Source organism: Flavobacterium sp. N2038 (assembly GCF_025947185.1).
Classification (GTDB): domain Bacteria; phylum Bacteroidota; class Bacteroidia; order Flavobacteriales; family Flavobacteriaceae; genus Flavobacterium.
Genome location: NZ_CP110001.1, coordinates 1,231,160 through 1,254,961 on the forward strand (window position 1 = coordinate 1,231,160; position 23,802 = coordinate 1,254,961).

General features: G+C 33.2%; 19 protein-coding genes. 10 read left to right on the plus strand and 9 right to left on the minus strand.

The window, feature by feature from the left end; genetic code table 11:
* Nucleotides 1-166 precede the first annotated feature (166 nt).
* Nucleotides 167-1,390 carry a hemolysin family protein gene (locus OLM51_RS05510; protein WP_264553378.1) on the plus strand — a complete coding sequence of 408 codons (1,224 nt, stop codon included), beginning with the start codon at nt 167-169 and terminating at the stop codon, nt 1,388-1,390.
* Nucleotides 1,391-1,497: 107 nt separating this feature from the next.
* On the plus strand, nt 1,498-2,499 hold the full coding sequence (obgE, locus tag OLM51_RS05515) for a GTPase ObgE (RefSeq protein ID WP_264553379.1): 1,002 nt from the start codon (nt 1,498-1,500) through the stop codon (nt 2,497-2,499).
* Between the two features lie 123 nt (nt 2,500-2,622).
* Here the strand turns inward: obgE and OLM51_RS05520 are convergent, their stop codons facing one another.
* Nucleotides 2,623-3,126 (minus strand): porin family protein, encoded by a 504-nt coding sequence (locus OLM51_RS05520; RefSeq protein ID WP_264553380.1) that lies wholly within the window; start codon nt 3,124-3,126, stop codon nt 2,623-2,625.
* A gap of 314 nt (nt 3,127-3,440) precedes the next feature.
* Between OLM51_RS05520 and OLM51_RS05525 the strand changes: the two genes are divergently transcribed.
* The gene (locus tag OLM51_RS05525) at nt 3,441-5,585 is read left to right on the plus strand and encodes a S46 family peptidase (protein WP_264553381.1); all 2,145 of its coding nucleotides are present in this window, start codon (nt 3,441-3,443) and stop codon (nt 5,583-5,585) included.
* A 167-nt stretch (nt 5,586-5,752) separates the two neighbouring features.
* Here the strand turns inward: OLM51_RS05525 and OLM51_RS05530 are convergent, their stop codons facing one another.
* Both OLM51_RS05530 and OLM51_RS05535 read right to left on the minus strand, forming a co-directional pair.
* Complete coding sequence (locus OLM51_RS05530) at nt 5,753-10,918, minus strand: alpha-2-macroglobulin family protein (RefSeq protein ID WP_264553382.1); 5,166 nt, start codon at nt 10,916-10,918, stop codon at nt 5,753-5,755.
* Nucleotides 10,919-11,333: 415 nt separating this feature from the next.
* Entirely contained in the window at nt 11,334-12,173 is an 840-nt protein-coding gene (locus OLM51_RS05535; RefSeq protein WP_264553383.1) for a hypothetical protein, read from the minus strand.
* A 131-nt stretch (nt 12,174-12,304) separates the two neighbouring features.
* Here OLM51_RS05535 and OLM51_RS05540 point away from each other — a divergent pair, with 131 nt between their 5' ends.
* The 5 genes from OLM51_RS05540 to OLM51_RS05560 all read left to right on the plus strand — a co-directional run bounded on the left by OLM51_RS05540 (nt 12,305) and on the right by OLM51_RS05560 (nt 16,684).
* Nucleotides 12,305-12,991, plus strand: coding sequence for a tetratricopeptide repeat protein (locus OLM51_RS05540; protein ID WP_264553384.1), 687 nt, complete (start codon nt 12,305-12,307; stop codon nt 12,989-12,991).
* A gap of 67 nt (nt 12,992-13,058) precedes the next feature.
* Nucleotides 13,059-14,414 (plus strand): UDP-N-acetylmuramate--L-alanine ligase, encoded by a 1,356-nt coding sequence (locus OLM51_RS05545; protein WP_264553385.1) that lies wholly within the window; start codon nt 13,059-13,061, stop codon nt 14,412-14,414.
* Nucleotides 14,415-14,552: 138 nt separating this feature from the next.
* Complete coding sequence (gene radC, locus OLM51_RS05550) at nt 14,553-15,242, plus strand: RadC family protein (protein ID WP_264553386.1); 690 nt, start codon at nt 14,553-14,555, stop codon at nt 15,240-15,242.
* Nucleotides 15,243-15,245: 3 nt separating this feature from the next.
* Complete coding sequence (locus OLM51_RS05555) at nt 15,246-15,932, plus strand: YjjG family noncanonical pyrimidine nucleotidase (protein ID WP_264553387.1); 687 nt, start codon at nt 15,246-15,248, stop codon at nt 15,930-15,932.
* Nucleotides 15,933-15,934: 2 nt separating this feature from the next.
* Nucleotides 15,935-16,684, plus strand: a complete 750-nt coding sequence (locus OLM51_RS05560; RefSeq protein ID WP_264553388.1) for a hypothetical protein — start codon at nt 15,935-15,937, stop codon at nt 16,682-16,684.
* A 15-nt stretch (nt 16,685-16,699) separates the two neighbouring features.
* On the opposite strand, the gene OLM51_RS05565 is transcribed toward OLM51_RS05560, so the two are convergent.
* The gene (locus tag OLM51_RS05565; protein WP_264553389.1) at nt 16,700-17,977 is read right to left on the minus strand and encodes a replication-associated recombination protein A; all 1,278 of its coding nucleotides are present in this window, start codon (nt 17,975-17,977) and stop codon (nt 16,700-16,702) included.
* Nucleotides 17,978-18,105: 128 nt separating this feature from the next.
* Between OLM51_RS05565 and OLM51_RS05570 the strand changes: the two genes are divergently transcribed.
* Both OLM51_RS05570 and OLM51_RS05575 read left to right on the plus strand, forming a co-directional pair.
* Complete coding sequence (locus tag OLM51_RS05570) at nt 18,106-18,873, plus strand: rhomboid family intramembrane serine protease (protein WP_264553390.1); 768 nt, start codon at nt 18,106-18,108, stop codon at nt 18,871-18,873.
* Nucleotides 18,874-18,942: 69 nt separating this feature from the next.
* On the plus strand, nt 18,943-19,449 hold the full coding sequence (locus tag OLM51_RS05575; protein WP_264553391.1) for a hypothetical protein: 507 nt from the start codon (nt 18,943-18,945) through the stop codon (nt 19,447-19,449).
* Between the two features lie 3 nt (nt 19,450-19,452).
* Here the strand turns inward: OLM51_RS05575 and OLM51_RS05580 are convergent, their stop codons facing one another.
* The 5 genes from OLM51_RS05580 to OLM51_RS05600 all read right to left on the minus strand — a co-directional run bounded on the left by OLM51_RS05580 (nt 19,453) and on the right by OLM51_RS05600 (nt 23,800).
* The gene (locus OLM51_RS05580; RefSeq protein WP_264553392.1) at nt 19,453-20,253 is read right to left on the minus strand and encodes a DUF2490 domain-containing protein; all 801 of its coding nucleotides are present in this window, start codon (nt 20,251-20,253) and stop codon (nt 19,453-19,455) included.
* Nucleotides 20,254-20,290: 37 nt separating this feature from the next.
* A complete protein-coding gene (gene rlmB, locus OLM51_RS05585) occupies nt 20,291-21,025 on the minus strand; it encodes a 23S rRNA (guanosine(2251)-2'-O)-methyltransferase RlmB (RefSeq protein ID WP_264553393.1) in 735 nt (244 codons plus the stop codon).
* A gap of 87 nt (nt 21,026-21,112) precedes the next feature.
* Entirely contained in the window at nt 21,113-21,649 is a 537-nt protein-coding gene (locus OLM51_RS05590; protein WP_264553394.1) for a lipid-binding protein, read from the minus strand.
* A 15-nt stretch (nt 21,650-21,664) separates the two neighbouring features.
* Nucleotides 21,665-22,303, minus strand: a complete 639-nt coding sequence (locus OLM51_RS05595) for a DUF5011 domain-containing protein (RefSeq protein ID WP_264553395.1) — start codon at nt 22,301-22,303, stop codon at nt 21,665-21,667.
* A gap of 12 nt (nt 22,304-22,315) precedes the next feature.
* Nucleotides 22,316-23,800, minus strand: coding sequence for a SusD/RagB family nutrient-binding outer membrane lipoprotein (locus OLM51_RS05600; protein ID WP_264553396.1), 1,485 nt, complete (start codon nt 23,798-23,800; stop codon nt 22,316-22,318).
* Nucleotides 23,801-23,802: the final 2 nt, after the last annotated feature.

Below are 23,802 nucleotides of genomic sequence, written 5' to 3' on the forward strand. Positions count from 1 at the left end.
GGTTGCAGTTTTCTGGGAGGAAAAATTAGTTTTTTTAGCTCGGGGCTTTGCAGGGGCTAAAAAACAAATAATATTACAATACAACAAACCAAACGAATAACGAATCTACTAAACATTGGAAATACTAATAATATTTTTTCTAATACTATTAAACGGAGTTTTTTCTATGTCTGAAATTGCACTGATTTCGGCTAGAAAAAACAGACTTGAAACAGCAGCAAAAAAAGGAAACAAAGGAGCGAAAATTGCGCTGGACCTTGCTAATTCTCCTAATAAGTTTTTATCAACGGTACAAATTGGAATTACCTTGATCGGAATTTTGACAGGTATTTACAGTGGGGATAAAATTACAATAGATGTAGAGCAGTTTGTTGCAGGATTTGCTGTTTTAAAACCTTATGCACATTCAATCGCAGTAGGAATTGTGGTTGTGGTTTTAACATTTTTCTCTTTGGTTTTAGGTGAATTACTTCCAAAACGAATTGGTTTAAATTATCCTGAAGCAATTGCAAAAATGTTTGCGATGCCAATGAAGATTATTTCGATTGTTACAGCCCCATTTATTTGGCTTCTTACTTCTTCGACAGATTTTTTATTGAATGTTTTGCAAATAAAACCAACAGCTGATGGAAAAGTTACCGAAGAAGAAATTAAAGCGATAATAAAAGAAGGGACAGAAGTTGGTGAAGTTCAGGAAATAGAGCAAGACATTGTTGAGCGCGTTTTTCATATTGGAGACAGAAAAGTAAGTTCGTTAATGACGCACAGAAAGTCTGTAGATATGCTGCCATTAAATGCAGATAAAATCAAAATAAAAGAATTGGTAGTTCAGGACTTACATACTGTTTATCCTGTTTTTAAGGATGTTTATGATGATATTGTAGGGGTTGTAACCTTAAAAAATATTTTTGCTCATATCGAAAATGATAATTTTGATTTGAGTTCAATTTTATCTGAGGCGCCTTTTTTAATGGAGCAGACCACTGCTTACAAAGCTTTGGAAAATTTTAAAAAAACGGGTGTTCATTATGCTTTAGTTTCAGATGAGTATGGTGTTTTTCAGGGAATGATTACTTTGAATGACATTTTAGAAGCTTTGGTTGGTGATGCATCAGAATTTTATAAAGACGAATTTCAGCTTATTGAAAGAGAAGATGGATCCTGGCTGGTTGACGGACATTATTCGTTGCATGATTTCTTAACTTATTTTGAGTTGGATGAATTGACAAATGATTACGAAGTGAATACGGTAAGCGGTATGATTATGACGGAGCTTTCACATATTCCAAAAGAAGGAGAGAAGCTTGTTTGGCAAAAATTTGTCTTAGAAGTTATCGATATGGACGGTGTTAAGATTGATAAAGTGCTTGTGAAAGCATTGAAAGAGTAGAGAAAATTTGTTTCAAGTTTTTTATGTTTCAAGTTTCAAGTTACGTGTATTGTGCCGACTTGAAACCTGAAACTTTAAACTTTAAACTATACATAAACAAAAAGAAAATGACAGAAGGAAATTTTGTAGATTACGTTAAGATATACGTTTCGTCAGGAAAAGGAGGAAAAGGATCTACGCATTTACATAGAGAGAAATTTATTGAAAAAGGTGGCCCGGACGGTGGAGATGGTGGTCGTGGAGGACATGTTTATTTAGTTGGAAATAAAGGACTCTGGACATTATTTCATTTAAAATTTGCCCGCCACATCAAAGCCGGTCATGGTGGAGATGGTGGAGGAGACCGCAGTACCGGTGCAGATGGAGATGATAAGATAATTGAAGTACCATTAGGAACTGTAGTAAAAGACAAAGAAACCGGAGAAACACTTTTTGAAGTTACTGAACACGGAGAAAAAAGAGTTCTTGCAAAAGGAGGGAAAGGTGGTTTAGGAAACTGGCATTTTAGAAGTTCTACAAATCAAACTCCTCGTTATGCTCAGCCTGGTTTGCCAGGAATTGAAATGGATGTGATTCTGGAGCTTAAAGTTTTGGCAGATGTTGGTTTGGTAGGTTTTCCGAATGCAGGGAAATCAACATTATTATCTGTGCTAACTTCGGCGAAGCCAAAAATTGCAGATTATCCTTTTACAACTTTAAAACCTAATTTAGGAATTGTTGCTTATAGAGATTTTCAGTCTTTTGTAATTGCAGATATTCCTGGAATCATTGAAGGTGCTGCCGAAGGAAAAGGTTTAGGACATTATTTCCTGCGTCATATTGAGCGTAATTCAACATTGTTGTTTTTGGTTCCTGTAGATACTCCGGATATTAAAGCAGAATATGATATTTTGGTCAATGAGTTAACAAAATACAATCCTGAAATGCTGGATAAAGAACGTCTCTTAGTGATATCAAAATGCGATATGCTGGATGACGAACTTAAAGCAGAATTGAAAGCTGAGTTAGATGTCTCTTTTAAAGATGTACCTTATATGTTTATTTCATCTGTAGCGCAACAAGGACTTACAGATTTGAAAGATAAACTTTGGAAAATGCTAAACGAGTAAGATCGTTCATAAAAAAATAAACCCGACAATTTTACTTGTCGGGTTTTTTGCTTTTAACGAAAAAAACAAAGAAATTAAGATTTCTTAAATCTTAAAATTATAATCCAAAGTTTTTAGAAACTCCTATGCTAAAAGTTTTTCCAAAATTAAATCCAAAACGTTCTTGTCTTGGGTCATTTTTTCCATCAAGATTATCATAGTTAATTCCCCGATAGAGAAATTCAAACCAAATCCTCTCTTCATATTGATGAATAAAGCAGGAGTTAAACTAGCATAGATTCCTTTTGCATCGTTTAAAGATGTACTTTGATAACCAGCTCCTAAATCAGCAAAAACAGAGAATACTTCAGAAAGTGGTACAGAGTAACGCACAAAACCACCAATTTTGTATTTTTCAGTACTTTCTAATCCGGTAGTTTTTACATTCATAATTGAACCTTCAACTCCAGCGGTCCAGTTGTCAGTAAACTGATATCCAACTTTTGGAGCGAACTCAAAATTCTCAAGTTTTGATTCACCAATTTTTTCAGAAGAGAATCCAACATTTCCACCAACTAAAACTGAGTTTTTTTGTGCACTTACAATAGTTGTTGCAAAAAGAACAACTGCTACTAATAATTTTTTCATTTTTTATGATTTTATAATGAACTGGCAAATTTACAATAATATTTATTGTAAGAAATAGATTCTACAAAGTATTACAAAGGAGAGTTTATTTTTACAAAATGTCATACTCATTGTTTTATTATCTGACCAGATTGTTGATTTTTTGGGTTATTTTTTATGCTTAATTCAGCTTTTTTGGAATTATATGTTTGTTTAATTAAATTATGAATTTCGCAAAATGATGTTTGCTTTGGTTTGATATGTTTTGTTTTTGGCTAAAACACATATTTTTTTTGCGAAAATGAGTTATATTCGCAGTACTTAAACAAAATAACATGAAAAAAATAGTTTTATTCTTGACTATGTGTCTGATGGCGGTACCAGTGAGAGCCGATGAAGGAATGTGGTTCTTGATGTTTATCGAAAGGTTGAACCATAGAGATATGGAGAAAATGGGCTTGCAACTGACAGCCGAAGAAATTTACAGTATTAATCACCATAGCTTAAAAGATGCAATCGTGCAGTTTAATGGAGGTTGTACTGCTGAAATCGTTTCTAAAGACGGATTAGTTTTAACCAATCATCACTGTGGTTATAATGCTATCGCTGAACTTTCATCTGCAGAACAAAACTATTTGAAAGATGGTTTTTGGGCAAAAGAAAGAAGTGCCGAAATGAAGCCAAAATCTTTATACGTTCGTTTCTTTGTTCGTATGGATGATGTTTCTAAAAGAATTTTATCTAAAGTAAACGATAAAATGACAGAAACTGAAAGAAACAAAATCATTCAGCAGGAAATTGCTTTGATTGAAAAAGAAAACAACGAAGGCGGAAAGTATACCGTTTCTGTTCGTCCTTTCTTTCAAGGAAATGAATATTATTATTTCGTTTACCAGGATTATACAGATGTTCGTTTAGTTGGAACTCCTCCTGAAAGTGTTGGTAAATTTGGTGGAGATACAGACAACTGGGAGTGGCCTCGTCAAACAGGAGATTTCTCTATGTTTAGAGTTTATGCAGATAAAGCGGGAAATCCTGCAGTGTATTCTAAAGATAATGTGCCTTTGCAACCAAAACATTATTTGCCTGTAAGTCTTAAAGGGGTAAAAGAAAATGATTTTGCCATGATTTTAGGTTATCCGGGAAGAACAAACCGTTGGATGCCAGCTGGTGGAATTGAGCAAAACGTAAAATTTACTTATCCTGCATGGGTTGAAGGTGCAAAAACCGGAATGGACCAAATGAAAAAGTATATGGATAAAGATGCAACAGTTCGTTTACAGTACGCATCTAAATATGCTTCTACAGCAAATTACTGGAAAAACCGTCAAGGTATGATCGATGCTTTAACAAAAGCAGGAACAGCAGCTACAAAAAGTGCACAGGAAGATAAGTTTTATGAGTGGGCATCTAAACCTGCTAATAAAGAAAAATACGAAAATGTAATTCCAACAATCAATGATTATTACAGAGAGACTAATACAAAAGCGACTCACGATAATTATTTAATGCAGCTTTTGCGTACATCAAACTATGCAACCGGGCCAGCTAACTTAGGAAATGCATTAATTGCTTACTATAACGAGAATGATGCTAAAAAAGCCGAAATGTTACCAAAGATCAATGCAATGATTGATAACATTTATGGAGAGTTTTATGCGCCATTAGAAAAAGATGTTTTAACTGCACAATTAAATTTATATGCTGCTAAAGCTGCTGAATATGGACTTGCTCCGGAAATTGCAAAAATGAAAGCAGCAAATAATGGTGACTTTACTGCAGATGTAACTAAGGCTACAGAAATTAGTTATTTTACGACTAAGGATAAAGTATTGGCATTTATGGCTAATCCAAAACCATTGGCAATTGTGCATGATCCTTTGTACATTATTTCTAATGATCTTTTGACTAAATACCGTGCTAAAACAGATGATCAGGCAAAAGCTGATGATGGTTTTGCAATAGCTTATCGTAAATTAGTTGAAGGTTTAAGAGAGTCTAAATTAAATGCGATTCAATATCCTGATGCCAACTCAACTTTAAGATTGACTTACGGAAAAGTTCGTGCTTTACCTGCTGATCCTCGTAATGATGCTAAAATTAATAACTATACTACAATGGAAAGTATGGTAAAAAAATACAAAGCAGGAGATCAGGAATTTGATTTACCAAAACGTTTATTAGAATTAAACAAAGCAAAAGATTTTGGTCAATATGCAGATAAAGCAGGTTATATGCCAGTAAACTTCTTGACGGATAATGATATTACAGGAGGAAATTCTGGTTCTCCAGTTTTGAACGGAAAAGGTGAATTAATTGGAATTGCTTTTGACGGAAACATAGAAGCGATGGCAGGAGACGTTATTTTTGACCCTAAATTACAAAGAACTATCAACGTAGATATTCGTTATGTACTTTGGATTATAGATAAATACGCCGGAGCTAAAAATATTATTGACGAAATGACGATTATCAAATAATCGAAGTTTTGATTATAAATATCAAACCCGACAGGTTTTTAAAACCTGTCGGGTTTTTCATTTTTTTTCCGCCACGAATTCACGAATTTTTTAATTAATTCGTGAATTCGTGGCGGAAAATCTTTGCTGCATTGTTCTTGGAATTTGGAATTTTATTTTTGGAATTTTTATTGAACTTTTACCCGAATTCCTTTAGTATGACTTGAGAATTCCGGCGCGTAAATACTTTCAATTGTTGTAATTCCGTTAGAGAATTCCCCGCTGTTGTTTACCCGAATATCATATTCAATTACATAAGTTCCTTTGTTGATATGATCAAAAAAGAAATGTGTTGCAGCATCTTTCGTGCTCATATAATATCCTAAACGATCTTTGTACTGATATTCTGAAAGAACGTTTACAGGTTCAAAACAAGAAGCTCTCATATCTTTCAAATGAACAAATTCCATATCTTCTTTAGAATTGATAACTAACCGAACAGTTACTAAATCTCCCGGTTTTAATGGGTTTTTATCTGTGATTCTTTCCAATTGATCGCCTTTTAGAGAATTCTTCTTTAGATATAATTCTTTAGAAACTGATAAAACTGCTCCTGAATTTGTTTTGATTTTATCCAAATCTTCAAAATATTGCCAATACACGCCTCCAAATCCAGGAATTTTAGATTTGTTTTGGATGTTTATCGAAGCCATTTCTTTTTTAACTTCATTGGCTTTCCAATTGAGTTTCAAATATCCTGTTTCAGCTTCTTTTTCGTTTTCGGCTAATTTTTTAGTTAGAATTTTTTCATCTCCAATTTTAATAACCGTATTATCTTTTACAGACAGCCAATCGTTTCCTTGCATTAATAAAGCATAAATAGCTTCGGTAGTAGATTTTGTTGTTGGCCAGTTTTTTGTCTGTTTGTTTTTTAATAACCAAACTTTCATTGCATCTACAGATTTGGTATCGTGATTTACTTCGGCGAAAGCCTCAATCAATAAAGCCTGAGTTTCTATAGGCGCCTGATACCAATACCAACCAGCTTTATTCGCGATCCAGTACATTCCCCAATCTTCATTATTCGAAGCTGTTTCTTTTAGACTTTCAATGATTTTTTGGGCAGTATCTTTTTCTCCAAAACGATTTAAAGTTAGCGCTGCCAATCCTTTTTCGTAAAGAGAATAAGAAAGCCAATCTTTTTTAGCCGTTTCCAAATATAATTTGGTTGCTTTTTTCAAAGTATCTGAAAGTGGATATTTGTCTAAATAGAAACTTCTGGTATACAAATTATGCAAATCAGAATAAGGGTTAATCCAGATTAGTTTTTCTGTGGCTTTTAGATTTTTTGTCTGACTTTTATAATACTCTAAAAATTTATTGTCCAGAAATGGAATTCCGGTTTTGGCAATGGCATCAATTTTTGTGTTAGTTTCTTCTGTTTTATTCAGTTTAGATAAATGACCTAAACCAGCCAGAATATGTCTGGTAATGTATTCGCTTTCGTCACTTCCGTCAAACCATGAAAATCCTCCTGAAGGTTTTTGCTTTTGCTTTAATTTATCAAAAGTTGCTTCTTGCGAAGTTTTCATTTTTTCTAAATCAAACAGAAGAGCCAGATTCTTTTTCTTTTCATCTTCACTTTGAGCATCATTTAGCCATGGAGTTTCTGCCAGAATAATTGATTTTAATTCTTCATTTTCTTCCAGTTTAGAATTCAATTTTCCGTTCTTTCTCCAATCTTCAAAAACAGTTGCAATCTTCGGATTACTCGGAATAATTTCTGAAGCCAAAGCATTCGCATAAAAACGGGCAAAAGTTTGTTCGGCACATTCGTGTTCATATTCCATTAAATACGGCAAAGATTGAATCGCGATCCACGAAGGATTTGAAGTATATTCTAGCGTAAGCTGATGATTTTTTAAAGTTGTAGAATTATTGTTTTTTAAATTCTCAAACGTATATTCTTTTGTGGAATTTTCTCGAACCCAAATTGGGATACTTTCTGTAACCAACATGTTGTTAGTCAAAACAGGAAGAATGTTTTCTTCACCATCAGAGAAATCACCTGATTTTGCCAGAATTTTATATTGAACGCCTTGTAAACCTTCCGGAATAGAAATGGTCCAGGTGGCTGTTGTATTTCCAAAAGCACCAACATTGAAATTTCTAACATTTTTTGCGTTTAGCATTTTGACATCAATAGGCTGCATGGTTGTAGCATCAAAAAGTTGTAAAATCGCGATTCCTGTTTTGGCTTTATCGGTAATATTTGAAATTTTAGCCGAGATTACAATGGTATCTTTTTCCCTAAAGAAACGTGGGAAATTCGGTAAAACCATCAATTCTTTTTGAGTAACAACGCTTTTGTGTAAATACCCAGATACGGCATCTTTATTATGTGCAAACAATCGAAGTTTCCAAGCGGTTAAAGCTTCTGGAGACGTAAAGTTGAAACTTACTTTTCCAGTTGCATCGGTTTTTAAGTTTGGCAGAAAGAAAGCCGTTTCTGAAAGGTTTTTTCTTGCTTTTACTTGGATTAAGGCTTCTAGTGCTTTTTTTGTTGTAATGATGATTACGCCGTTTGCAGCTTTGCTTCCGTACATGCGGATTGCTTTATCTGAAGTCAAAAAATCAATGTCCAAAATATCTTCTGGATTTATTTTATTGAAATTGTCTTCTGATGAGATTTCTCCATCAATTACATATAGGGTTGATGCAGTGATAACCATGTTGGTTAGCCCACTGATAATCTTTTTACCTGGAATGAATTTTACTTTATTTGTTTGAAAGTATGGAGGATTCTCAGTCGTTTCCTGTGCAGACGCAATGACAGGTTTAACAAAACGGACTTCATCTACTTTCATATCTACTGCAGCAGTATTGTAAACCTGACTATCTTCTTCAACCACCACTTTTGCTGATCCCGCTCCAACTGGTTCGTCAACAGTCATTACAGCATCTGGATCTCCTTTTATTGTTTCGCTTCCCACTTTTTTATCTTTTAACTCCGTAATCGTAATGCCCAGCGAGTCACCATATCTACTGTCATAAAAATTAAAACCAAACCATTTTAATCTAGTTTCTACATTGCTGTAACTTAATTGTGGAAATCTTACATTAAGATTTTCGACAGATGCATAACTAATATCAAAACCCAAGCCTGTTTTAAAATTTGTGCCGTTGTGATAATTATCTTGAAATTTTAAAAGATCCCAATTTTTTACAGAAAACTGATCTAAGGAGGTATCATACATCGAAGCCAAAACTTCAGCTTCGTTTTTAGTATTAAGACCGTTCAGTTTAAAAGACCAGTTTTCATTTGTTCCGGGTTGTATTTTATTTCTAAAACTCTCAATTGTCCATTCTAATTTTTGCTCTTGGCTTTTAAGCGGAATAGTAATAGCTTCAGTAAAAGTATCATTATCGAATACACATTGAAAATCTATTAGTATTTGTGTTTCAAATTCTTTTTTTAGTGGAACTTTAACCGTGGTTTCATGATTTTGTAAATGTGCAAGATTTTCAAAATAGGTTTTATTTTGATAGTTGGCATTCGTTAAAACATACAGTTCCGGAATAATCGATGTAATTTTTACAAGAACAAAACCATCTTTTTTAGGATCACTGTTGAGTTGTTCTGCATTTAGCAATTTACTTGGATTGAATTTATCCTTGCTTTGTTTGATTATGAAGTTAGAGGTGGTTTCAATTGGGTTGTTAAAGGTGTCTTTCGCTGAAAAGACAATTTTGTAATTACCGGATTTATAATTCGAAATAAAATCCAATAGTACTTTTTTGTCTTTTTGAGTATCGATATTTTTCGTGAATAATAAAGTTTCTGATGGATTTTTGCTGGTGACATTTTCCGAAATTTCATAAGGAAATAATCTATCGAAATCTTCCGGAGAAATTGTTTCGATTTCTGGCTTATCAAATTTTCTTGTTTTGAATTTGTCAGAAAGCGGATTTAAATAATACAATTTTATCTCGCCTTTGACTGCCAGAAATTCTCCATTTAAATTAGTGCTACTTAAAGTAATTTCGTTTTTGTTTTTGGTTTCAATCGTATTGGGAATTTGAGCATTTAAGATTAAATCATGATAACCAATTTTTACAGTTGTGAGAGCAGAATGTGTTTCACCATTTATATCGGTAACAGTTGCTGAAATTTCATAATTGAAAATAGGTAAATTCTCTTTCGAATTGTTTTTAGGAGGGACGGCTGTAAAATTGATAATAAAGTCCCCAGAATTATCCGTTTTTGTTTCTCCGACTACTAAAATTTCGTTTTCCTCGCGTCCGTAATAATTCCTTAAATACGTAGTATATCTCGTTACGGTATATTTTACAGTAGCATCTGATATATTGCTTCCAGCGAAAGCTTTTGCATTACCTTTTACTTTAACAGGCTGATTAAGTCGAAAACTTTCTTTTTTAGCATCAAAAGTTGCTTCAAATTTAGGACGTTTATATTCTTCAACACGGAAATATATAGTGGCATTGCTATAATTTATGGATACTTTGTCCCAATAAGCCTGATCAGTATTTGATGAATTTTGTGGTTTTTGCGCACTAATAACATAGCTACCAGTTATCCCTGTTTTTGGTATTGTAAATTCACCAAAAAAAGAGCCATATTCATTTGTTGTAGCTTCAAATTCTTTTACAAGCTGACCGTTTTGATCGTTCACAGTGATTTTGAATGTAGCGTTAGCAGTAACATTTGTCTTATTATTGTTTTTTTGAATGGCGATTCCTTTATAAAAAACAGTTTGACCAGGTCTGTAAATGGCGCGATCCAGATAGAATTCAATTTTTCCTTCCAAACGATTATCTTCAGATAATTTGTAATCCTGCGTATACGGTAGATAGTTTTTATGTACTAAGATACTATCTCCGTTTTGTGTAAGTTTAATAGGTTTCTGCCTGTAATTATAATCATATTCGTTGGTTTCCGAACTAAATGTTGCGATTCCGTTTAAATCTGTTTTTGCTTTTTTTTCTCCAAATTCTACTGTGACATCTTTTAGCGGCTTTCCGGTTTTTCGATCTAAAGCCTGATAGTTTTCGATTTTGTCTTTTTTAGAAGCAAGAACTGAAATGTTCGAAATCGTAAGGGCTTCAAAACCAGATGCTTTTTGATCTTTTGAATCTGAATCGCTTTCAAAATAAGCTAAGTAGTTCCCTACCGGTAATTTTGGTAATAATACTTCTGTCGAGTATGTAAAATAATTTTCTTTATCAATCAAATTATAATTTTCGGTCTTTACTGTATTTTGATTTTTTACTATCGAATTTGCTAAAGAATCTCGATTAACTTCATACAATCTACTAAACTGGTCAACTTTCAAAAGATCAATTTTGTAAATGAAATCTTAAATTTATTGACATTTTTATAATTAATAAAAGCTCTGGTGTTTTCATTCTCGTAACTATTTTTTTGAAATTGAATTACTAACATTTTTGATAAAATATCGTATTTCTTAGAGACTGCCTGTTTTGCATAGTTTGAATTTTCATTAATTTTAATTACTTCATTCAATATCTCTAGAGCTTTATTGTTGTTGTTTGGATGCAATTCTTTTGATGCTTGATCTAATAGAATTTGCGCTTGTTCTAATTTTATATTCTGAATAAGATTTTTGTCCTGAGTTTCTTTTTCTATTTTATTTAAAAAAACACTAAAATCGTCATCCGATTTTAATAAATACTGCTGACAGAATTTTGCGCGTTCCAGTTGGTTTATTAAAGCTGAATTATCGGCTTCTAATTTTTGATAAAGCTCCAGAACTTTTTGACATTTGGCTCTTGTACAAAGTCAAGATTTAGTTTTAAAAATGCATTCGAATTTCCTAAGAGTTGCTCTTTATGAGCTAAAAAATCACTGTTTTGGATTTTCCAAGGTTGAATTTTTTCTGTAAAAAAAGTTATGTTTTCTTTCAATAAATAATTCCATAAGTTTTCTTCTTTAAACTTTTCTAAATCCGGAAAATCAAAAATGTCTTTATATTTCATTAGAGATGTCGCTTTTAATATTGCTTCATTCTCTAATGTTTTATTGAAAGTATTAATGACATCATATTCAGTTGTAAATTCCTGAGGGACATAATTTGAATGCGGAACTTCTATCGAATCGATTTCAGGAGTTTTAATTCCGGTAACAGAACCGGTATCGATCGTCGCGGCTACTTCGTCTATAAGAGCCGCAGCGCTATCTACCATTACGGCGACGCTATCTACTTCCACAACGGAATAACCATCATAATCGTTAGAAAAATCTTTTAGATATTTTGCATAAATTAAATTCAAAATCGCTTTTGAAGGGATGGATGCGCGATTAATGTCGGTTTTTAAATTGCCTACAATTTTGGCTTTTGCATTTTCATCTAAAACCTGTGTGTATTTCGATTGATAAAAAAAACATTTTATCATTTGTGGTTCATCTTTTCTGGCAATGGCTTTTTTATAAATTTTGGTTACAATTTCATTTGCCGATTTTATTTTGCCCTCGTTTTCAAAAGCTCTCACTTTTTCCCATTTTTTATCATTTTGTTGGCCAAAAACGACTGTTGAAATCAATAAGAGTACAAAAAATACATTTTTCATAAATTGGATTTTTATTTATAGAGTGCTGTTTATCTAAAAAGGTTGGAATCGTGTTTAAATAAATTTCGTACAAATTACTAATTTATCTCTAAAAGCAAATGATGCATTTTATATTTCCTTATTTTTGGAACATGAAAAAGCTACTACTCTTTTTTTTATTGATGCCCATTTTAGGATGGTCACAAACGAATTTTGAAAAAGGGGAAAAGTTGTTTCTGTCAAAAAAATATGACGAAGCACAAATTGTTTTTGAAGCCATTTTAAAAACAAAACCTTTAGATATCAAAACTCTCGAATATTTAGGAGAGATTGAAGCGCATCAAAAATCATGGGTAAAAGGTGCTGAATATTTTAAAAAACTGAAAGAATTAAAACCCACAGTTGCTGATTATTTTTTTAAATATGGAGGATGTCTGGCAATGCGGGCCGTTGAAGTAAATAAAATAAAAGCCTTTGGGATGGTTGGTGATATGAAAGAAGCTTTTGAAAAGGCAATTGAATTAAACCCGAAACATGTTCAGGCCAGATGGGCATTGATTGAAATCTATTTACAGTTGCCTGGTATTTTGGGAGGCAGCGAATCTAAAGCAATTTCGTATTCTAATGAGTTGGCGCAGTTTTCTCCTGTAGATGGTTATCTCTCGAGAGGAAGAATTGATGAGTATTTTGAGAGATACAATTCGGCAGAAAAAAATTATAAGAAAGCAGACGAAATTGGCAATTCAAAAGTCACATTTCAAAAATTATATAATTTATATTTGAATAAATTAAAAGACCCTAAAAAGGCACAAGAGTTGAAACGAAAATTTGACGCGTAGAGATAAAATCTCAGAATGAATTCCAAGTTATAATTGGAATTTGTAATTTTAAAAAATTGGAATTTAAATGAAAACACATTTCATCGCCATTGGCGGAAGTGCCATGCACAATTTAGCACTAGCATTGCATAACAAGGGATATCAGGTTACAGGAAGTGATGATGCTATTTTTGAACCATCAAAATCAAGATTAGAGAAAAAGGGAATTTTACCTGCTGAATTGGGTTGGTTTCCTGAAAAAATTACTGCTGATATTGATGCAATAATTTTAGGAATGCACGCTAAAGCGGATAATCCTGAGTTGTTAAAAGCACAGGAACTGGGACTGAAAATTTATTCGTATCCTGAATTTTTATACGAACAATCTAAAAATAAAACGCGTGTTGTAATAGGAGGTTCTCATGGAAAAACCACAATTACTTCGATGATTCTGCACGTAATGCATTATCACAATATTGCAGTTGATTATATGGTTGGTGCACAACTGGAAGGTTTTGATACGATGGTACATCTTACCGAAGAAAATGATTTTATGGTTCTGGAAGGAGATGAGTATTTATCTTCTCCTATAGACAGACGCCCAAAATTTCATTTGTATCAGCCTAATATTGCTTTGATTTCGGGTATTGCCTGGGATCATATTAATGTTTTTCCAACTTATGAAAATTATGTTGAGCAATTCGAAATTTTCATTGGAAAAATTACAAATGGTGGAATCTTGGTATATAATGAAAACGATCCGGAAGTAAAACGAGTTTCTGAGGCTGCAACAAATCCAATTCGTAAACTTGCATATCATACGCCGGAATATACCGTTAGTGATGGTGTGACTTTATTAAAAACTCCGGAAGGCGATATGCCAATTGAAGTTTTTGGAGCCCATAACTTAAATAATCTTGCCGGTGCAAAATGGATTTGCCAAAATATGGGTGTAGATGAAGCTGAGTTTTATGAAGCGATTGCAAGTTTTAAAGGAGCTTCTAAACGTTTGGAAAAAATTGCTGAAGGAAAAGGAAAAGTAGCTTACAAAGATTTCGCACATTCACCAAGTAAAGTTGCTGCGACTACAAAAGCAGTAAAAGAGCAATACCCAAGCAGAACTTTGGTAGCTTGTTTGGAATTACATACTTATAGTAGTTTAAATGCAGAGTTTTTAAAAGAATATGAAGGTGCTTTGGAATATGCAGATATTGCAGTTGTGTTTTATTCTCCAGATGCTGTAAAAATTAAGCAATTAGAAGAAGTGACTTATGAGCAAATAGCTAAAGCATTTAATCGTGAAGACCTTATCATTTATACTAATCCGGACGAATTTAAAGAGTATCTGTTTAATTTAAACTTGGATAATTCGGCACTTTTATTAATGAGTTCCGGAAATTATGGAGGTTTAAATTTTGACGAAGTAAAAGGGTTGATTAATTAGATAATTAGTCAATTTTGATAATGAGATAATATGCCAATTGCGATTTTGCAATTGGTATTTTTTTTAAGTTTATTTTTTGTTTGAGCGATTTTTCTTTCTTTTTTGAATATATTCGCTTTTTTGAAAATTACTTAACTTATGAAACAACCTCATTTTTCAATTAAAGACTGGTCGGATGATGACAGGCCTCGTGAAAAATTAATGCTTAAGGGAAAAGAAGCTTTAAGTGATGCTGAATTGATTGCTATTTTAATTGGATCGGGAAGTCGAAATGAATCTGCCGTAGATTTAAGCAAACGTATTTTAGCGGCAGTTGGCGGCTTAAATTCGTTAGCAAAATTATCTCTTTCTCAATTAATGAATTTTAAAGGGATAGGGGAGGCTAAGGCCGTTTCAATTATTGCAGCGCTTGAATTGTGCCGACGCAGAAGTTCGGAAAAAGCGGTCGAAATGGTAAAAATCACTTCAAGCAAAATGGTTTTTAATCTTATGCAGCCTATTATTGGCGAATTATCTCATGAAGAGTTTTGGGTACTTTTTCTTAATAATGGAAATAAAGTAGTTTCTAAGTCACAATTAAGTAAAGGAGGTATTGGAGGTACTGTTGTTGATGTTAGGTTAATTTTTAAATTGGCGCTTGAGAAAAGTGCTACAAGCCTGATTTTGTGTCATAATCACCCTTCGGGGAATTTAACGCCAAGTGATGCTGACAAGCAAATTACTAAAAAAATTCGCGACGCAGGGAGTAAGTTAGATGTTAAAGTTTTAGATCATTTGATTATAACTGAAACAAAATATTATAGTTTTGTAGATGAAGGAATTTTTTAAATTATGAATACCACAATTACCGATGTTTTTTTTGATTTAGATCATACACTTTGGGATTTTGATAAAAACTCCGAAATGGCTTTTGATCGTATTTTTAAAAGTAAGTATCCAAATATTAATACTTTGGATTTTATTGAAAAATATGCTCCAATAAATCAAGCTTGCTGGAAGTTATATCAAAATGATCAAATAAGTCATATTGAGCTCCGATACAATAGGTTAAAACTTTCATTTGATGCATTAGATTATCAAATTTCAGATGAAAATATTAATGAAATTGCAAATGATTATATCGAATTCTTAACTGATAATAATCATCTCTTTGATGGAGCCATTGAAGTATTGGAATACTTAAAACCTAAATATCGACTTCACATTATTACTAATGGTTTTGCGAGTGTTCAGGATAAAAAGATAAATAATGCTTCGCTTGACGGATATTTTAATACAATCACAAATTCAGAATTGGCTGGTGTAAAAAAACCAAATAGTATTATATTTGATTATGCAGTCAATTTGGCTCAGACTTCAAAAAACAATTGTATTATGATTGGAGATTGTCTGGATGCAGATGTTAATGGTGCATTGAATGCCGGATTGGACGCCATATTCTTTAATGAAAAAAATATTGAGGTTTCTCAGGATATAAAACAAATAAAACATTTACTAGAACTTAAAAAATATTTATAAAAATGAAAATAAAATTTCTATTTGCTGCATTAATTTGTTCCGTTATTGGGTTTGCACAATCTGTTAATGATTACAAAGCTGTAATCGTTCCGTTAAGATATGAGTTTACTAAAACAGATAATCAATATAGATTATCAACTATGAGTAAATCAAATTTGGTTAAAGCCGGTTTTGCTGCTTTTTATTCTAATGAGGTAATTCCTGCGGAATATAATGATCGTTGCCAGATTTTGTATATGGATGTAAAAAGAGACAATGGATTTTTGGTTACTAAACTTTTTGTAGAGTTTAAAGATTGTTACGGAAAAGTAATTTATACCTCTGAGATAGGAAAAAGTAAAGAGAAAGATTATGAAGCTGCGTACAAAGAAAGTCTTGACAATGCTTTTATTTCTATAAATGCATTACATTACAAATACAGCGGAAAAACAGTTCCAAGTGAATCGAGAGTGGTTACTGCAGCAGCAATTCCTGCTACTGTTGTAGTTGCGCAGAATACTACAGTTGCAACTCCTGTTGCTAATATAGCAGATCCTAATTTATTGTATGCACAACCAACTGAAAACGGATACCAGCTTATTGATAAAACGCCAAAAGTGGTAATGAAATTGTTAAAAACATCACGCCCGGATTCGTTTATTGCGATAAAAGATGGAGTTCAGGGATCTTTAAATGCAAAAGACAATCAATGGTATTTTGAATACTACCAAAATGATAAATTAATTTCTGAAAAAGTTTCAGTTAAATTTTAAATATAAAATAGGGTTTTAATAACTATATTTATCTTTCCAGCGGTTCTTTAGAAATTCGCGGTTGCTGTTCTCTCTTGAATTGCTTCCCGGATTGTAAAGAACCGTTTCTTTTATAGCATCAGGCAGAAATTCCTGCTCGGCAAAGTTATTTGCATAATCGTGCGAATATTTATAATCATCGCCATAACCTAATTCTTTCATAAGTTTGGTCGGTGCATTTCGTAAATGGATTGGAACAGGTAAATCTCCGGTTTGTTTTACCAACTGTTGTGCATTTCCAATTGCCATATATGATGCATTACTTTTTGGAGATGTTGCCAGATAAATTGCGCATTGACTCAGAATAATTCGACTTTCAGGATATCCAATAGTGGTTACGGCCTGAAAAGTATTATTTGCCATGATAAACGCAGTTGGATTTGCATTTCCAATATCTTCGCTGGACAGAATTAGCATTCTACGAGCAATAAATTTTACGTCTTCGCCACCTTCAATCATCCTTGCTAACCAATACACAGCTCCATTTGGATCGCTTCCTCGAATTGATTTTATAAAGGCGGAAACAATATCATAATGCTGTTCACCAGTTTTGTCATATAAAACGGTATTCTGCTGTACAAGCTCTAAAACACGAGCATTTGTGATTATAATTTTATCTTCTGCAGAAGCGTTAACAACAAGTTCAAAAATATTTAGAAGTTTTCTGCCATCACCGCCAGAAAGTCTTAATAAAGCCTCGGTTTCTTTTAATATAATATTTTTTGAAGCTAGATAAGAGTCCGTTTTCATTGCTCTGTGTAAAAGCGATTCCAGATCATCTTTTGTGAAAGCATTCAATATATAAACCTGACAGCGTGAAAGTAGCGCTGGAATAACTTCAAAGCTCGGATTTTCGGTAGTTGCCCCTATAAGTGTGATCCATCCTTTTTCGACAGCTGCCAAAAGAGAGTCTTGTTGTGATTTACTAAAACGGTGAATCTCGTCTATGAATAAAATGGGATTTTTGGCCGTAAATAAGCCACCGCTTTGTTTCGCTTTTTCGATTACATCACGAATGTCTTTTACACCCGAATTTATCGCACTCAGAACATAAAACGGACGTTTTGACTCTTGCGCAATAATTTGTGATAAAGTTGTTTTTCCGGTTCCTGGTGGTCCCCAAAATATTAAAGACGGAATTATACCCTTTGAAATTTGTTGTGTTAATGAACCGCTTGGTCCAACCAAATGACTCTGGCTAATATAATCTTCTAATGTTTGTGGGCGAATACGCTCGGCTAAAGGTGCTTCCATTTTGTAAAATTAGTATTTTCAGCTTTATTTTAATTGTTTTGATCGTTAATTACTTCATAAAGCTGACAAATTATCAGTAAATTGTATTTGGATAGTTTTTTGATGCTGTTCTGTAAATTTTAAGAAGTATGAATGATAATCACTTTAAATTTTCTTACACAGTAATTGGTCTTCCTGTTTTTTTTGTCCTTTTTTTGTGGATCGTTTATTGGTTCCAAATTCGTTTTGATTTTGATTTTTATCAGAATGGAATTTATCCCAGGGATTTTTCAGGTTTGCAAGGTGTGTTGTTTAGTCCGTTTATACATGAAAATTTAAGTCATTTATACAATAATTCTATTCCGCTTTTGGTTTTACTCGCTGCCTTGCAGTTTTTTTATCCTAAACAGACTATTGCAGTTATTGGCTATGGAATTCTTTTTTCGGGATTAATTACCTGGATTATTGGTCGTGAGAATTATCATATTGGTGCAAGTGGATTGATTTATGTTTTAGTAAGCTTTATTTTTTTTAAAGGAATTCAAACAGGATATTATCGGTTAGTTGCACTTTCGCTTTCGGTTATTTTACTTTACGGTGGTATGATTTGGTATGTGTTTCCTGATGTAGATGCTACAATTTCCTGGGAGGGGCATTTGGCAGGCTTTATAACAGGATTTGTTTTGAGCTTATTATATAAAACGCCGGAATATGCAAAACCAATAGTTTATGATTGGCAAAAACCTGATTTTAAACCGGAAGAAGATGCTTTTATGAAACACTTTGATGAAAACGGTAATTTTGTAAATACAAAAGCAGATGAAGTGGAGGAGGAGGAAGCTCTGTTTTCTTATTTTAGTTCTAATGTTCCTGTTTATTATGATATTACTAAAAAGGAATCTGAAGATAAGCTCTGAAGCTTTCTGCTTAATTGATTTAAATAGGTTAAATTTGTTAATATAATGGTTTGATTTTATCTGGAAACTATGAGGAATTTGATTTTTTTAGGTTTGATTTTCTTCGGACTTACAAGTTCAGAAGTTATTGCTCAGTGTGATATTAAAAATAGAGTGTCAGCTGATGGGAGCATGATGTACTATTTTGATCCGGCCGTTTTTTATACCACAAAATCCAAATCTTTAAAAATTAATGTTCTAACAGATAAAGAGCATTATTTTATTGCTTTACAGCCCACTCCGTTTCCTTCTAAAAAAGAGGGCAAGAAAATAAAGGGTGATTTAACAATTCATTTAGCAGATAATAAAGTGTATAAGTTATCTCATTATGATACACAATACATGAATAATGACTCTATTATGCAAATACTTTATCTTATTGATGATAAAGATCTGGAGTCATTTTCTAAATTTGAAGCTCTTGTAGCAGAAATTAGGATGGAAGGAACAGAATTTGTTCGAGATTATAATTTTAAGCTGCACAAAGATGCTATTCTGGAACAGCTTATTTGTTTTTTGAAAAAAGAAGAAAATTAGAGATTAATCTTCGACTGTTGTTTCTGGCTTTTGAAATAATTTTTTATGCAATTTTTTAAAAAGATTATTGAAAGTTACATTTAGAGATGCAGCGTTTATAATTTTGTTTTGGGTACTTCTGGGAAGGTATTCGTTTGCATAAGTTAATTCAACTTGTATATCATCAGTAAACAGGTATCCAGCTCCAATATTAAATCTGTTTCTGTCAAAAAAACTTTCTCCGGTAACTTCTGCCTGAGTTTTTATGTAAACTTCATCAGAAGCAACTGCGTAAACAACACCTTGTCTTAATATTTTGCTGTTAAGTGGTTGCATGTACTTAATCTGCTGGCGATATCGCAATACATTTTCATAATCATCTTCTTGGTTTTTAAGATGTCTAAATTCAAGTCGCATTCTGGTGCTTAATGTGTAACCAGTTTTATGAAAGAAGTAAGTTCCCTGAGTAGTAAATCTCCATTCGGGTGATTCAAACTGACCGATCTCCGGAACATCTTTATTATTGTGGTAACCCAAAGAAGCAGATAGTTTCCAACGTGGTGTTAAGTAATAATGTCCCCAGCCCCGGATAGCTCTTTGTATATTTTTATCAAAAAGATTTGACGAATAATCGGTGCTGCTATAGGTTCCTTCGAGATCGAGTTCGGCAGACCATTTTTTGTTTATCGTTCTGTTGAACTGAATTTCATTCCAAAACTGATTGTAGTGAATCGATTGAGAATAGCTAATACTTGTAACTAAAAGAAGTACAAGTATTAGGCTTATTTTTTTGAGTGATATGTGTTGAGCAGAACTTATAGGCATTCATAATTTTTTAAGTAGTACCTAGATTCTTAATCCTCTAATTTCTTTGACGAACAGTTTCGTATAAAAAGGCTCCACAAGCAACAGAAACATTTAACGATCCAATAGAACCAAACATTGGCAGTTTTGCTTTTTCATCTACAATTTTAAGAACAGATGGGTTTATTCCTCTGTCTTCAGATCCCATGATGATTGCCAAAGGTTCATTTAAAGATAAATCGTAAATGTTTTGATCTGTTTTTTCGGTTGCGGCTATGGTTTTAATACCTGAACCCTGAAGGTAAAAAATAGCATCTTTAATATGTTCAACTTTACAAATTGGCACATTAAATACTGCTCCGGCAGAGGTTTTTACGGTATCTCCATTTACCGGTGCCGAACCTGCTTTCTGAACTATAATTCCATTTACTCCGGTACATTCTGCAGTCCTGATAATGGCGCCAAAGTTTCTTGCATCAGAGATTTGATCTAATATTAAAAACAAAGGTTTTGCTCCTGATTCAATTGTAGATTCTACAAGATGTTCTAATTCGATAAAACCAATAGGAGATATTGTAGCGACTGCACCCTGGTGATTGTTTGGTGTAAGACGGTTTAATTTTTCAACAGGAACATAGGAGAAGTTAATGTTAGCACGTTTCATTACTTTCATTAAATCTTTCATTAATTCTCCGGAAATCTCTTTTTGTATAAATACTTTATCAACTTCTTTTCCAGCCTGAATTGCTTCTATGATGGCTCTAATGCCAAATATTTGATGTTCTTTTTCCATGAGACAAATATAGGTAATATGTTTATATAAAAAAACCACCCCAAATTAATGGGATGGTTTAAATAAAGTTCTTTATAGAGCTTAATCTTAGTGTTCGTCTTCAGCGAAACCGGTTCTTTTATAACCTTTTATTTCATAAATAACTCCTGGTTCATCAGAGAATTCAGCTTTAAAAGAGATGCCGTCAACAGTATGGCCTCCAGTAGATGTAGCACCATTTTTAACGATTTTACCATCTGTGATGTTTACGTTAACTGAATATGTTTCAATAATGTTAGGTGTTGAAGCAATGTCACGTACAATTTTACTTGCTAAATTATTTCCTGCAAATGACAATGAACTGATAGTTACGGGTGTCTTAACTTTAAAACCCCACATATTATTATGATCATCTATCCAGAAATCTTTTCCATCATTTGCTGATGTGTTGAAGGTAGAAAGAAGTCCATAGTCCTCTACCACCTCTCCGTCAGCCGCTAATAATTGTACATACCAATCACCGGCCATTGACTGAACAGAAGTTCCTCCAGCATCAATATCCCCAACTTCATCGCAAGATGAAAACGAAGTAAGAACAAGTACCGCTACTAGTATACGTGTTATATTTTGTTTAAATTTTTTCATTTTAATTTTTTTAAATTATCTTTTAAATACTCTCTCAGCTGTACCGAAAACTGCTGAAGCATAAATTACCCATTTCCAGTTGTTTTTATCTGTAATGGTACCAATGTTACTTTCTGCAGAAATTCCAGACGCAGAAGCGTTTTCAGTGTATGGTGCGTAAATTTGTTTGTCGTCTATATTATAAAATTCCATAGTCAACTTATCGGCAGCTATACTATATCCAGTTGCATTATCACATGTGTATTTTCTTCCACCGTATCCAGGTAGTGGGGTTACCACGTTAGGGTTTCCACTTCTTAGGAAAGTACCAGTTAAATCAATTGTAGATGGTTTGTTACTTAAAACAACAACAGTACGTGTTACAGAAGCAGGGAAACCATCACTATTTACTGCAGAGTATTTTAGTTTGTACATTGAAGGCTTACTTGTGTCTACAGCACCATCAGTTTTTACTTCAAGTGTTTTTCCATCAGCCTCAGCAGTAACACCTTCCTCAGTATATGTATCTCCTTGAGTTAGAATAACAAGATTTGGGCCATTCATCGTAAAGTTGGCGTAAGCTGTTACTTTCGAAACTCCATCAGTAGAGTCTCCTTCGCAAGAAGTTAATAATAGTCCTGAGACTATCATTAGAGATATAAAAATCTTTTTCATTTTTTTAATTTTTTAGTTAACATCCCACCAAACTGGATCTATAATTTTCTTTAAAGCTGGAGCATTAGGATTTCTTGATTTTACTGTATTTGGCAAAATAATTCTTCTTGGGAATTGATTTGCTCCAAGTACAGTTTCTACAGATGTAGCAAGTTGTCCAGGAATGTATGCTTCGTTAGATTGTTTAACAGCTGATTCTTTTGGGAATCCAGTTCTGTTTTGCTCTAAGAATGACTCGTAACCGTTTCCAGGGAAACTTGCGATCCATTTTTGAGTGATAATTGCTTCAATTTGAGCAGCAGTTCCAGTTGCAGGGAATTCATATTTTCCACCAGCAGCTAAGATATTATTTGCATTGCCAACAGCTGGAACAGTAGAAGTTGTACCATCTGGATTGACAACTTTAGTTTCAGTGTTGTATTTAGCAAAATTTGCTTGTACTCCTAAATCATATTTTTCTTTAGCACCAGCACCAGCATAATATCTAGTAAGAGCTTCTGCTTGTAAGAAATAGCTTTCCTCAGCACTTATTAAATATACCGGAGTCTTAGGGAATAATGTTACTAATGAAAGACCAGTCGCAGTGTTTAAGAAATCACCTTGGTTGTTTGGTTGTCCTACTCCGTAATATTTGTCTTTACGCGGATCTGCGTTAATAGCCAAATAACTGTACAATGTTTTACTAGCTCTAAGATTTAAAGTAGTGTTTAATTGTCTTCTGTCTGATTCGTACAAAGGGTTACTTCTGTCAGCAGCATCTTCAAATTGAGTCATAGCAGCATCAACATCTAAGAATTGTGCACCAGAATTAATTAAAGCTGTAATTCCTGATTGAGCAAGAGTAGGGTTAACCTGAGTTAATCTCATATGAAGTTTTAACAATAAAGTATTACCATATTTAGTCCAGTTTTCCATGTTTCCATTAAAAATGAAATCATCTTTCCCTGGTACATCACCTACAGAAGCAGATTGATCTTTTGCTAAAGCTGATTTTAAATCAGCGATCATTAAATCGTAAGCCTCTTTTCCAGTATTAAATTTTGGTTGTAAAAATAATGGATTGTTAGCCTCTGTGTAAGGGATATCATCGTATAAATCTGTCATTACCTGAGAAGCTTGTACTTCAAGTACTGTAGCAATCAAGTAATAGTTGTTATTACCTTCTTTTAATGCTTTTGCTTTAACCACTCTAATGTCGTTTAAAGCATCGTACATTGCTGTCCAGCCAACTTGGTAATCATTTGTTCCAATACTGTATTGGTCAATATTTTTATATTGGTTTGAAGTATTGTTTTGAGTCCAAAATTGAGACCAGAACCCACCAATTAAAGCATAGTAAGACCCTTGTGCTCCTACAACTCCAGCAATACCAGCCGGTAAAATTGTAGCATATGCTTGCCCAGGAGGCAATAGATCCGGATCTCTATTAATGTCAAATGTATCATCACATGACACTAATAAGAAAAGAGCTGTTATTAATGTTGCTATTTTTTTCATTT